Annotated in this window: 11 protein-coding genes; 2 read left to right on the forward strand and 9 right to left on the reverse strand. The window is 40.6% G+C overall.

Translation table 11 applies throughout. The features are described from left to right. Positions 1-155 precede the first annotated feature (155 nt). The 5 genes from D5018_RS09460 to D5018_RS09480 all read right to left on the reverse strand — a co-directional run bounded on the left by D5018_RS09460 (position 156) and on the right by D5018_RS09480 (position 4,656). Positions 156-1,361 carry a hypothetical protein gene (locus D5018_RS09460; protein ID WP_121838762.1) on the reverse strand — a complete coding sequence of 402 codons (1,206 nt, stop codon included), beginning with the start codon at positions 1,359-1,361 and terminating at the stop codon, positions 156-158. Between the two features lie 227 nt (positions 1,362-1,588). Further along, positions 1,589-2,671 carry a 23S rRNA (cytidine(2498)-2'-O)-methyltransferase RlmM gene (gene rlmM, locus D5018_RS09465; RefSeq protein ID WP_121838763.1) on the reverse strand — a complete coding sequence of 361 codons (1,083 nt, stop codon included), beginning with the start codon at positions 2,669-2,671 and terminating at the stop codon, positions 1,589-1,591. A 71-nt stretch (positions 2,672-2,742) separates the two neighbouring features. Continuing rightward, a complete protein-coding gene (locus tag D5018_RS09470) occupies positions 2,743-3,132 on the reverse strand; it encodes a DUF423 domain-containing protein (RefSeq protein WP_121838764.1) in 390 nt (129 codons plus the stop codon). Then, positions 3,125-3,751 carry an alpha/beta fold hydrolase gene (locus tag D5018_RS09475; RefSeq protein ID WP_121838765.1) on the reverse strand — a complete coding sequence of 209 codons (627 nt, stop codon included), beginning with the start codon at positions 3,749-3,751 and terminating at the stop codon, positions 3,125-3,127. Before D5018_RS09475 ends, D5018_RS09470 begins: the two co-directional genes overlap by 8 nt. Continuing rightward, positions 3,748-4,656, reverse strand: coding sequence for a transcriptional regulator GcvA (locus tag D5018_RS09480; RefSeq protein WP_121838766.1), 909 nt, complete (start codon positions 4,654-4,656; stop codon positions 3,748-3,750). The genes D5018_RS09475 and D5018_RS09480 overlap by 4 nt, the downstream gene beginning before the upstream one ends. A gap of 186 nt (positions 4,657-4,842) precedes the next feature. Between D5018_RS09480 and D5018_RS09485 the strand changes: the two genes are divergently transcribed. Further along, positions 4,843-5,082: a hypothetical protein gene (locus D5018_RS09485; protein WP_121838767.1), complete on the forward strand. Its 240-nt coding sequence runs from the start codon at positions 4,843-4,845 to the stop codon at positions 5,080-5,082. A gap of 79 nt (positions 5,083-5,161) precedes the next feature. Here the strand turns inward: D5018_RS09485 and D5018_RS09490 are convergent, their stop codons facing one another. From D5018_RS09490 to thiI, 3 genes are all read right to left on the reverse strand, one after another. Continuing rightward, complete coding sequence (locus D5018_RS09490) at positions 5,162-7,348, reverse strand: OsmC domain/YcaO domain-containing protein (RefSeq protein ID WP_121838768.1); 2,187 nt, start codon at positions 7,346-7,348, stop codon at positions 5,162-5,164. Between the two features lie 168 nt (positions 7,349-7,516). Further along, positions 7,517-9,154: a KAP family P-loop NTPase fold protein gene (locus tag D5018_RS09495; RefSeq protein ID WP_121838769.1), complete on the reverse strand. Its 1,638-nt coding sequence runs from the start codon at positions 9,152-9,154 to the stop codon at positions 7,517-7,519. 127 nt (positions 9,155-9,281) lie between these two features. Continuing rightward, positions 9,282-10,733, reverse strand: a complete 1,452-nt coding sequence (thiI, locus tag D5018_RS09500) for a tRNA uracil 4-sulfurtransferase ThiI (RefSeq protein ID WP_121838770.1) — start codon at positions 10,731-10,733, stop codon at positions 9,282-9,284. 165 nt (positions 10,734-10,898) lie between these two features. Between thiI and yegD the strand changes: the two genes are divergently transcribed. After that, on the forward strand, positions 10,899-12,257 hold the full coding sequence (gene yegD, locus D5018_RS09505; protein WP_121838771.1) for a molecular chaperone: 1,359 nt from the start codon (positions 10,899-10,901) through the stop codon (positions 12,255-12,257). A gap of 5 nt (positions 12,258-12,262) precedes the next feature. Here the strand turns inward: yegD and D5018_RS09510 are convergent, their stop codons facing one another. Then, positions 12,263-12,802 (reverse strand): RNA methyltransferase, encoded by a 540-nt coding sequence (locus D5018_RS09510; RefSeq protein WP_121838772.1) that lies wholly within the window; start codon positions 12,800-12,802, stop codon positions 12,263-12,265. Positions 12,803-12,854: the final 52 nt, after the last annotated feature.

Genomic DNA, 12,854 nt, shown 5'->3' on the forward strand with positions numbered 1-12,854 from the left:
CACATTTACAGTTGCCATATGAACACATAGAAAACAAAGTTCTCGTAATGCATTCTTTCAAAGTATGGCTTAACTCATACTGAATTAAAAAACTTTTATCTTACCCAATAGGACTATTTTAGCCCCTAGGCCATTGGAAACCATATAAGTTCAGGTTAACTATATTTAGAGAAAAATGTCACTAAATCAGGTATACCCTCTTCCCTATTATTACTGATCATTGCATAGAAAACACAATAAGCAAATCCTTTAAGCCCTATGTAAGGGGCGTGCTTTTCCCAGCTTAAACTACGACTTGCATTAGAATATACATCAGTCAGATGATCGATTGCGTCTGCACCTGGCTTTTGTTTTAATGCGTTTAATGCGCTCTGGCTTAAAAAAAGATTAATTCCTATTTGCTCCCAAATATCAGCGATTGATACCGTTTTATTCAATAAGGTACTTAACTGCACCATACTCGCAGAGCAGGGCTGAATAGGAGCGACGAATCGTTCAAGTTTTGCTTCTGTGCTCTCATTAACTCGATTAGTTACAACGGGCTGCCGATTTATGGCTCTTGTTCCATCATCTTGTGTTGGTGTGGGTTGTGGGGTGTACCTGGTGGAAACAGCTTGAGCAGTATGGGGGCGTAAGCCTTGAACGTGCTGTGCAACTAAATCTTCATTGACTTGCTTTATTGACTCCACTTTTTGCTGAAGTTCTTTAACTTGCCGTCTAAACAATTCTGCCTGTCGATTTGCTGAAACAAGACTGTTCTCCTTACTTTCCAGCATAGTCCTAAGCTCCGCATTCATAGTCAAAGCTCTATCAAGCCTTTGCTGTAACGAATCGACTTTCTCTTTAGTCGTCAATTCAAGTTGTTCTATTTTCCGGTCGCGCTGAGCAAGGGTGTATTCGTGATTACTTAGCGACGTTCTCAACTGCTCAATTTCATCTGTTAGTTGAGCTGAAGTCCCCCCCTTTGCAGCCTGATGAAAATTACGAGCAGAACTGGCCGCAGCTTGTGGTTTTTGTCGGTATATTGAAAAGTAATCAGGGTCATTTAGTTTTGTCTCTAATCTCTTTTTTAACGCCCTGTTCCCAATTATTGGAGATTCCATAACCTCGATTATTTTTTGTAATTTATCTCTATCACTACCAGTGCTGTTATTAAAAAAATAATTAAGGATCACTGTTAATTTACCAGGATAGCTACTTTGACTTTCTAACCCTGGTATATAGCCATCGCAACCCAAGCTAGTTTGAATTAATGACCATTGGTAATAGACATCACTAAGTTCATTGACTAGTGCAACTGTATCAATATGGTGAAAGATCGGAGAAGAAGAGTGTTGTGTTGTTGCGCCAGTAGATGCCATTACATTTTGCCTCATATGAAATTTGCTAAAACCTTACCCTATTGGCTTTAAATAAAACCAATTAAATACACTCAGATTAAAGATATTTCATGCGAAGTTTATGTTGTTGAAAAGGATATAATTCATAACCAGAACTACATCCTTAACATCATATTTAGGGGCTGTCCCAACATCAAAACAAATCAAGAGATCAACACCGGGCTGAGCACTTAATTATTGCATTGACATTAAAACTCTTTAGAAGGATTTAACCAAAGATGAACTGTGACTTCATCTCTGTCGTGGTACAAATGCTTACATTGGACTTTAAAGTCTTCGACTCCGTATTCTCTTAACATTTCGTCCATTTTGGCTAAAATTTGACGCACTTCTTTAAAGCGACTTTTCATCGGCAATTTTAAGTTAAAAATGGCTTCTTTAAACCAACCTCTTACCGCCCAGTCCTCGATTAACTCAGCCACGCGAGACGGTTTTTCCACCATGTCGCATACCAGCCAATACACATTCTTTCTTGGCGGTTCAAACTTAAAACCATCTTCTCGGTAATGTTTTATTTGCCCTGTTTCCATAAGCTTCTCATTCATAGGACCATTATCGACAGCCGATACGAACATACCACGGCGAACTAATTGATACGTCCAACCACCTGGGCACGCCCCCAAATCTACCGCATTCATGCCACTTTTGGCACGTATTTCTTGCTCTTCTTTGGTTAAGAAGTGAGAAAAGGCTTCATCCAATTTTAAGGTTGAGCGACTTGGTGCATCGGATGGGAACTTAAGTCTTGGAATACCCATAAAGTGAGGTGAAGTATTGTAGCTCAGTGAATAACCACAATACGCTTGCCCCGGCGCAACAAAACACACATGAATGATCGGGCGCTTTGGATGCTCCTTATTAAGAAGTGAACCAGACTTTTTTAAGCCTTGACGTAAAGGAACGGTTAGCTTGCGACAAAAAGTAGATAGCTCTTTGGCTTCGTTGGTGTCAGGGGTTTCAACTCTTAGCTCACCGGCTTTTTCAACGTCTGCCAGTGACTCAACAATTGGGGTGACTCTGTCACTTTCAGGTAAGTCTTTGAGTAATTCGCCAGCGGCAAACATTTGTCTGGCGAACACCAAGTCATTGAGTTTAATTTGTTCCATCAACTTGTCGGCACCATCGGCTTCAAAGGTTTGGAATACCACATAAGCATCATTAGGCTTAGCTTTTACAAAGCCACCTATGTATAACTCTTCGGCACGCCATTGGATTTCAGCAGCGCAGTCTTTTTCATAGCCTGCGCGACAATACAATACTAAGTTCTGCATGAATGTTAGAAACGGTAAATTTCAAAGATGCGGCAGTATAACCGAAAATAACTAGACGAGCAGAAAAGTTATTACTCTGGATGAACCTCAGAATTACTCTGATAAACAGCCGCAGCGAGCATCAACCAGCCAATCAAAAAGCCCATTCCCCCCATTGGCGTTAGCATGGCAAAGAACTTCGTTCCTGTGAGGACATAGCTATACAAGGTGCCTGAAAAAAGCAAAATCCCAGCGATAAAAGCATAACAGGCATAATCTAACAATTTGGATTTAACCCAATGTCCAGCTAATGCTGCAGCAAGTAACGCAAGGGTATGATAAAAATGATACTCAACCGCCAAGCCGAAAATTTGTAGCATTTCACCCGATGCCACAGTCTTTAAGCCATGTGAGCCAAATGCTCCAAGCGCTGTGGCTAAAAAACCGCTTAAACAGGCTATCAAAAATATTCCTTTACGCATGAATTTCTCCGATGAATTGCTCACAATAGTCTATCGCTTGTTTTAAGTTCTGCTCCCAAGTATAGCCCGACATTTTACGAGGCTGCAGACTATGGTCGCCATCGTTCACCCATTGCACCTCAACATTTTCGGGTAAATCCCATTCAGCCACCTGTTGACGGTTACCAAACCGGTCGCGTTCACCTTGAATGATACAAACAGGATGAGACGCTCCTTGAAGTGGCTCTAGTCTTGGATTTCCTCCCTTAATAGGTATAAAGGGATAGCCCACACAAATGATACCTAGTACTGGAATTTCAAGTGCTTCTGATAAAATCGCTGCAACTCGACCTCCCATAGATTTACCCATCAAAAACACACGTTTAGGCTGGTGCTCTTCAATCACTTGTTTTAAGACAGTTTCAAAGTGGCTGAGTAGCCTTGGCATTCTCTCGGGTGGACGTTTCTTGCCATCATCTTTATTGGCTTGCATATAAGCAAAATTGAAACGTATAACTCTACAATTTCTTTTAGCAAGATTTTCCGCAAACTCTTGCATAAACTCTGAATCCATTCCCGCACCAGCACCATGAGCAAACAGTACTAGTGTATCCCCTTCTCCGTTCACGATCAGATTCATTGTAACAACTCACTTTGAGATTCACTTGCGAACATCTCCAGCATCCATTCTCGAAATGCCACTACTTTCCCCAACTCAGCTTGGCTGTTTTGACAAACTAAGTAATAGGCATTCGGACTCAATAAAGCCTCTTGAAACGGTACCACTAAACGTCCTGCTTGGATATCGGGCGCAGCAAGAACACTGTAACCTAGCGCAATACCTTGACCATGAACAGCTGCTTGCAATACTAAAGATGAATGACTAAAGATAGGCCCTTGGTTCACATTAATATTTTTAAGGCCGCTCTGCTTAACCCATTGTTGCCAATCTTCACGACTCATATCATGGAGTAAAGTATGATGCTTAATATCGGATATAGAGTCTAACGGTTTTTTTCCAGTAAGTAATGCAGGAGAACAAACTGGCATCAACACTTCATTACGCAGTTTATCTAAGCGAACATCAGGCCAATTTCCTTTACCATAATAAATAGCAACATCGACATCATCCGTTAAAGATTCATCATCACTGTCTACTGCTTTAATACGCACATCAATTTCAGGGTTTTGCTCACTAAACTTTGCTAAACGAGGCACTAACCATTGAATCGCAAAACTCGGAGACATAGCAACGGTTAAAGCACCTGTCGCACTTCGAGCCAATAAACGCTCTGTCGATTCCGCTAATTGAATAAAAACATCTTTAATATCGAGAAAGTAACCCTGCCCTTCTTCGGTTAATAATAACGAACGGTTCTTTCGCCTAAATAATTTTAATCCTAAATACTCTTCTAATGCTTTTATTTGATGGCTGACTGCAGCCTGCGTAACGAATAATTCATCAGCGGCCTTTGTAAAGCTCAAGTGGCGTGCTGCGGCTTCAAAAGCCTTTACAGCATTAAGTGGAGGAAGACGTCTTGGCATAATTATTCACTCTAAATGACCGATGATTTCAAATTAGTTTTTCTAATCCAAATTATTACATTTAATCGTTTGTGAACACCAGTGTTTTCGAATAAATTTTGCGCCATCGAGAAAGGGATTCTGAAGCACCTCAAGTAGTAGCGAGGTCAATCAGGAAACAGCGACTATTATTTTGAGGCAGCAATTATGAAACAACTTACTACACTATTCGGCATCATAGCTCTTGGTTTTTCTGCAACTTCTTTTGCAAATGACATCCCAGAAACAGCCATTGACACTAATCAACTACATCAGGACATCAAAGTTGATCTTAATCATTCAATGGACAACCTATTTACAGATTTGATGGATGAGTCATCATCAGCAATCTTAATTGCCAAAGTTGAAAAAAAGCAGCAAACTGACGAATCAACTTCTGAAGAATAATACTATCGGTATCTTCTTTCAGGCAAACAAAAAACCGCACAGTGATGCGGTTTTTTTGTTATTCAAAATGAGCCTACGCCTACTCTTTAGCTTTCTTTGCTCTCGCCTGATGCAACTTCTTATAACTCTCTATCAAACGTAAATGCGGTTCAATACCTTCCAGTTTCATGCTTGTTGGTGTTAAGCCACTAAAGGTCACTTCACCCGTAATTGAGCCCACTACTTGCTCCATCACTTCTTCACCAAACATACGAGTGAAGTTATGAATAAAGTGTTCTAACTCCAGTTCATCATCTAATACCACTTCTAATGCTGCTTGCATCGCTTGGTAGAACAAGCAACGAGCCATAGTGTTATCGTTATATTGTAAGAACTCTTCCACCAGCTCAAGTGCAGCATCAAATTCACCTAATGCTAGATAAATAAGAAGTTTTAGCTCAAGGATAGTGAGCTGCCCCCAAACAGTATTTTCGTCAAACACAATACCGATCAGAGTAGGAATATCAGTGTTGTTATCTAACTCGCTTTCTTCTAGTCGTTCAACTAAAGCAGCTAGCGCATCTTCATCTAAAGAGTGAATATTGAGAATATCACTGCGGAAATCAAGGGCTTTATTGGTATTATCCCAAATCAAATCTTCAACTGGGTAGACTTCTGAATAATCAGGTACGAGAATACGACATGCAGATGCACCAAGTTCGGTAAACTCAGCCACATAAACTTCTTTGCCCATCTCCGCTAAAATACCAAATAAGGTTTCAGCCTCCTCTTCATTCGTTCCAGAGAAGTCCCACTCGCAGAAGTCATATTCCGCTTGGTTACTGAAGAAACGCCATGAAATGACACCCGTTGAATCAATAAAGTGTTCTACAAAGTTTTCTGGCTCTGATACCGCTAAGCTACTAAAGGTTGGCTTAGGCACATCGTTTAAGCCTTCAAAACTGCGACCTTGTAGTAGTTCAGTTAAGCTTCGCTCTAGTGCTACTTCAAAACTTGGATGTGCACCAAAAGAGGCGAACACACCACCTGTTCTTGGGTTCATCAAGGTCACACACATTACAGGGAACTGACCGCCCAGCGAGGCATCTTTAACGACAACAGGGAAACCTTGCTCTTCTAACCCTTTAATACCAGCCAAAATACTTGGATATTTTTCCAATACTTCTTGTGGCACATCTGGCAGAACAATTTCTTGCTCAATGATTTGACGCTTAACCGCTCGCTCGAAAATTTCTGATAAACACTGAACTTCAGCTTCTTGCAGATTATTGCCCGCACTCATGCCATTACTTAGGAATAAGTTCTCAATCAGGTTAGAAGGCACATAAACCGTTTCACCATCTGATTTGCGCGTATACGGAATCGCACAAATACCGCGGTCGATGCGACCTGAGTTGGTATCAATCAAGTTTGAACCCGCAAGTTCTCCACCAGGGTTGTAGATTTCTAAACAGTAGTCATCCATCAAGCCTGCAGGCAGTGAATCATCCTCTTCAAGCGGAAACCATTTTTCATTTGGATAATGCACGAATTCACTATCTGCAATTTCTTCACCGAAAAACTGATCGTTATAGAAGAAGTTACAGTTCAAGCGTTCAATAAATTCACCTAATGCTGAACACAGCGCACTTTCTTTGGTTGCCCCTTTACCATTGGCAAAACACATTGGTGATGCGGCATCACGAATGTGCAGTGACCAAACGTTAGGTACAATATTACGCCATGAAGAGACCTCAATCTTCATTCCAAGCCCTTCAAGGAGCTCGGTCATATTAGCAATGGTTTGTTCAAGCGGTAAATCTTTACCCAGAATATACGTGCTGCTGTCACCTTCAGGTGCGCCCATCAGCATGGCATGAGAATCAGCATCAAGGTTTTCTACAGTTTCGATTTTAAATTCTGGCTCGGTTTGCACTACTTTTTTCACAGTACAACGGTCAATCGAACGCAAAATCCCTTGACGATCTTTCTCAGATAAATCTTCTGGCAATTCAACCTGAATTTGGAAGATCTGGTTATAACGATTTTCAGGATCAACAATGTTATTTTGTGATAGACGAATATTATCCGTCGGGATATCACGCGCTTTACAGTACACCTTTACAAAGTAGGCGGCACATAAGGCAGAAGATGCAAGAAAGTAGTCAAACGGGCTAGGCGCCGAACCATCACCTTTATAACGAATAGGCTGATCAGCGGTTACGGTAAAATCGTCAAACTTAGCTTCAAGACGAAGGTTATCAAGAAAATTTACTTTGATTTCCATTGAGTTTGTCCAAGGAAGTACGCTCTTTCAAGCGAAAAACAAGAATGTGAGGGATTATCCTTGTTTTTATGATTGGTGTCTTGAAGAAATTAGCGGAGATGAAAAAAAGCCAAGTCAACAAGATGACATGGCTTGTGGAAATGAGCTTTTTGGGAAGTTCAAATTGATTTACTCACTCAAGTTGACTGCCAGCTCAACAAGATCAGTATATGTGGAGCTTGAAACTTGCTCTAACTCAGAATCAAAATAAGTATATTTTAATAATTCAGAGTTAAATGTGCTTGGGTTTACACTTGGCATTCCTTCTCTAGAATTCATAACCGCTTCAGCAGCATGCACTAACTCGCTTTTCTTATTATGTACTGACATCGCAATCGCACCACCTCTTGTACCACAATTAAAAATATTTAAGAAAATAGAGCTAATACAAGATTCCAATCCAGTATGATACAAACCTTGTTCTATACATTGATCGACACTGTAAGATGCTCCTAACCCAGATGGATGAAAACTCCCTTCAAACTCATAGTTCACATAAAAGTCACTGAACGCAATATGATAATTTTTATATAAGTAATTCGTAATATGTTGACCTTCTAATCGACTAGCAACATATTTTCTAACTAGCTCTGGATACAAAGACTCATCCAATTCTCGAATACAAAACAAAGTCGTAAGCATCAACAAATCGAGCTTAGCCCCGTCCCTCAAATTGCTTACAATTGCAGTAATTCGATTGATGATTTGGATTGCAGTTCTCGCTGGAATATTAAAGGCGTAAAAAATACCCGTTAAATTTTTTGTATGATTTTCAGGTGAGTTTAAAGGCCAAAGTGTAATATTGCGACTCTCTTTTAACGAGCCAGAATCGAGCAAATCAATATTACAATGGAGTGGTAATAGCTTTTCTAGCTCAGCTTGCTTTAACATAAATCGGCTATGAAAAAATCGCCCTAGATATCGACTTGCATCAAAGCCAGAACCATAAACACTTTTTACAGTGTGTTGAAGCTGGTCGGTATCCGTCGCAATAACAAAGACAATACCTTCAATATCGAAAATATGCTTAATGACCTCCAGCATTTCTACAGCGTAACTTGGGCGGCAACGATCTAGTTCATCAATTAATATAAAAGCTGGGTACTGTATCTGTTTTATCCCAACCACAGCTCCTATCCACTCTTTTACATCAGTCTTTAAGTTTCTAATAGCTTGAGCTTTGGTTTGATGTTCCTTTAACAATGCATTAGTTAAGTCTTTCGCAACATTTCCATAATCCGCTGATTTTGATGTTTGGGATTCATCTTCTGATTCTACGTCCTGTTCGTTATCAAAAAGTTCCCTTATATCAATTCCTACATATCGTTTAGTCAGAGCCCCAACTAAAGCGGGCGCGGCTGACTTACCTATCTCGAATATGTTTTTCGATGCTTTACTCACCGAACCATCACTAACCCCAGCTTGCTCCTTTAACTGGCAAATCATCGATGAAACAACTGTTAACAGTGGATCATCAGAGTAATCCTGTTTCCAAGCATCAATATATACAACAGGGTGAACTCCCTTAAGAGACTGATAAAATCGCTTGATAAAATACGTCTTACCTGCACCCCATTCTGCATTCAGGTTAAGAACGTAATTCCTTTTCTTATCTGTTTCTGAGTTATAACCTTCTGCAGCTAAAAAGTTAGCAATAAATTCAGCGTATTTACTTCTGTCTAGGGCATCTTGCGGCAAAACTTCTCGAGGTTCTTCAAGCTCAAATTCAATAGATTGATCCCATACAAAGCATCCTTGATTTGCCATTAAAATATCCTATTATATGTGGTTTAAATTTTGGAAAATATCAGAAATAAATTGGAACAAAGATAAGAATAAGCAGACTGAAAGCTTATCCTTATCTTCATTTTTTAGATAATGAATTCAGCCTTAATTAAGGACGGTACACCTTAACGTTTTGGTAGCCTTGTTCTAGTAAATAAAGCGCTTGCAGCTTACTCATTACACCACGGTCACAGAACAGTAAATAGCTATGGCTTTGGTCTAAATCCGCAAATTGTGTTCCCAACTTGTAGAATGGGATGTGTTTCACTTCTACACCTTCGATTTCCAAAGGCTTGCGCTCTTCTTCTTCAGGTGAACGAATATCAATGACGATTTCTTGCCCTTGAAGATCCGCTACCACTTCAGTTTCAGTCACTTGCTGATCCATTTCTTCAGCAATATCACGAACGTCCATCACAATAGCTTTCGCAACTGTTTCTTCAATCAAGTTTTCGGTGAACTTTTCTTCTTCCGATTCAATTTTTGACAGAACTGCTTTAACCGTTGGCTTTTGCGAAATCACACCACAGTATTCAGGAATAGATTTAGCAAAGTCTTCGGTGCCAATCTCACGGCTTTCATCAATGATGTCTTGCTTATCCATAGTGATAAGTGGACGTAAAATCAATAAATCCGTTGAACGGTCAATCACGTTCAAGTTTGTTAGCGTTTGGCTTGATACCTGACCTAAACTTTCACCAGTCACCAAAGCTTGGATTTTCATACGCTCAGCAACTTTAGCTGCACAACGCATCATCATGCGCTTAAGCACTACCCCCATTTGACCATTATCGATTTTCTCTAAAATCTCAGTCACCACCTCTTCAAATGGGATGGTAATAAATTTAACTCTATGTGACTCACCGTAGGTTTTCCACAGGTGATACGCCACTTGCTTCACGCCAATCTCATGTTGAGCACCACCAAGATTAAAGAAGCAATAGTGAGTACGAGCACCCTTTTTAATGAATTGGAAGCTAGAAACACCAGAATCGAACCCCCCAGAGATCAGCGATAATACATCCTCTTGGGTCGCCATTGGGAAACCACCTAGACCAGGAATGCGATTGACCACCATGAACAGTTTATCTTGTTCGATTTCAAGATTTACCGTGATATCTGGATTTTTTAGTTTTACGCCTTTAGCCTCAGTAAACTGATTTAAGCCACCACCCACATAACGTTCAACTTCATTAGAGTTAAAGTCATGCTTACCCGTGCGCTTTACACGAACACAAAAGGTTTTCCCTGCTAACTGTTCTTTGTAAACAGGCAATACTTGCTGATAAATGTGATCGATTGATTCAAAGGTAAACTCTTCAACTTGCAAGCTATGGGCAATTCCCGGAATACAGCCCAAGCGCTCTTTAACAGCTTCAACCGTTTCAGGCTCATTTGGGCAAGTCATGACAATACGATCCCACTGACGCTGCACCCGCACGCCATCATCCACTCGTTTTAGGACGTTACGCATGTTCGACTCAAGCATCTTAGTGAAACGTAGTCTCACCGAGCGGCTTTTCATCATAATTTCTGGGTACAACTTAACTATAAACTTCATCAGGGTTCCGCAAACTTCAATAGGTCAAAAATGAGTGGCGGGATTATACCCAAGATGCGAAAGAAAGCATAATACAAGAAATGAAGATTAGAGAAGGTCAGCTTTTCTCTTTCAAGAAACTACTGTATGGTACTGCACTTTTTTTAACAGCATAAAGGCGTAAATATGTTTGTAGGTTTTGATTACGGCAGCGCAAATTGTTCCATTGGTTATATGGAAAACGACTCAGTAAAAATGGTGCCTTTAACTGACAATGGCAACTACATAATGTCGACGCTTTATGCCATGGATAGAGAACTGATTGCCGAAGCCGTATACAGAGATCTGCCTGATGACCAAAAAGCAAATTATGCCAAACTGCGCTCTTCACAATTAAGACGAGCCAAAGCGGTTCGAAACGAGCTAGATTTAGATCCTAACGAACAAGCTGTATTCATTGGCGAAGAAGCCTTTAACCATTATCTAGATATGCCAGAAGAAGGCTTTTATGTTCGCTCACCTAAATCATTTTTAGGTGCCAAAGGGCTTCGCGCTGATCAAATTGCATTATTTGAAGACATTGTTACCTTGATGATGCAACGAGTAAAGCAGCAAGCCGAAAAGAAACTTGAAGCAACTATTACTCATGCCGTTATTGGTCGACCTGTAAACTTTCAAGCCATTGGAGGTGAAGAAAGTAACCAACAAGCCGAAGCCATTTTGAGTGTTGCCGCTAAACGTGCAGGTTTTCAAGCAGTGGAGTTCTTATTTGAGCCGATTGCCGCAGGTATGGATTTTGAAGCCAGTTTAGACAGGGAAAAATCCGTATTAGTTGTTGACGTTGGCGGTGGCACAACTGACTGCTCATTAATAAAAATGAGCCCTGAGCGATTACTAGAAACGAATCGTAACAATGATTGTTTAGGACATAGTGGTCAACGTATTGGCGGTAACGACATTGATATTTCGTTGGCTATGCAAGGGCTGATGCCTGAGTTTGGCTCAGAGTCCTTGTTGAACAACAGCCGAAAAATCCCACAACAGCCGTTTTGGAATGCTGTGGCGATTAACGATATCAGTGCACAACGAGAGTTTGCCGCCTTAAGCTGTAAAACTCTGCTTGCGGATTTAATGAAGGATACCGATTCACCAGAGAAACTGTCTCGCCTTCAATACGCTCAAGAACACAAATTGAGCTATCAAATTGTAAAGTGTGCTGAATCCGCAAAAATTGGTCTATCAGATAGTAACAATCACGCTGTTGAGCTGAACTTTATCGAGCAAGATTTAACTGTAGATTTAAGTCTTGCTACTTTCGTTCAAGCCATTGAATCGCCAGTGAGCAAAATAGAAAGCCTGATGAAACTTGCCGTTGAAAAGGCTGGGTGCAAACCTGAAATCATTTACGTTACTGGCGGCACAGCAAGAAGCCCTGCTATTCATGATCGGATCAAGCAAGTGTATCCGAATATCGAAATCATTGTTGGTGATCACTTTGGCTCTGTAACCGCGGGCTTGGCTCGTTGGGCACATAGGGTGTTTTGATTCATTTAAGCCTTAACCTTAACTCGATTTCGGTTATCTCGGCTTTGCTTGATTAACTCATCACCTGCTTGAATCAAGTTACAGCCTTTCTGCATTGCTTTTGCCAAACGATCATAAAGCAATACATTTACAGAGGCAGCTAAGTTCATACAGCCGACAGTAGGGACATAAACCACGCTGTCGGCTCTATCAATCAGCGCTTGATCAATCGTGCCATCTTCGGGACCAAAGATGTAAAACGCAATTTCAGGGTGTTCAAACTCGGGTAATGGTGTTGCACCAACCACTAAATCCACACAAATGATTTTGTGTCCTTTAGGCACAACCTCAAGTAAATCATCGATACGATTTAGCGGAATCGATTCGGCTGCGCTTTTAGTATCAACCTTGGGCTTTTGAGTTTGAAAAGCAGCCGCTCTATCGTAACGCGTGCCAGAATAAAAAACTTTATCCACTTTATAACAACCACCGGCTCTCATCACAGCATCGACATTAATGGGAGTTTTAGGGTTTTGGAGGCCAATTGAAACATGTGTTGTTTTCATAAAATCATTTCCAAACTATACAAAAAAAGGGCTCACATAACCAGTAAGCGCC

The organism is Parashewanella curva (assembly GCF_003675895.1).
In the GTDB taxonomy this organism is placed as follows: Bacteria; Pseudomonadota; Gammaproteobacteria; order Enterobacterales; family Shewanellaceae; genus Parashewanella; species Parashewanella curva.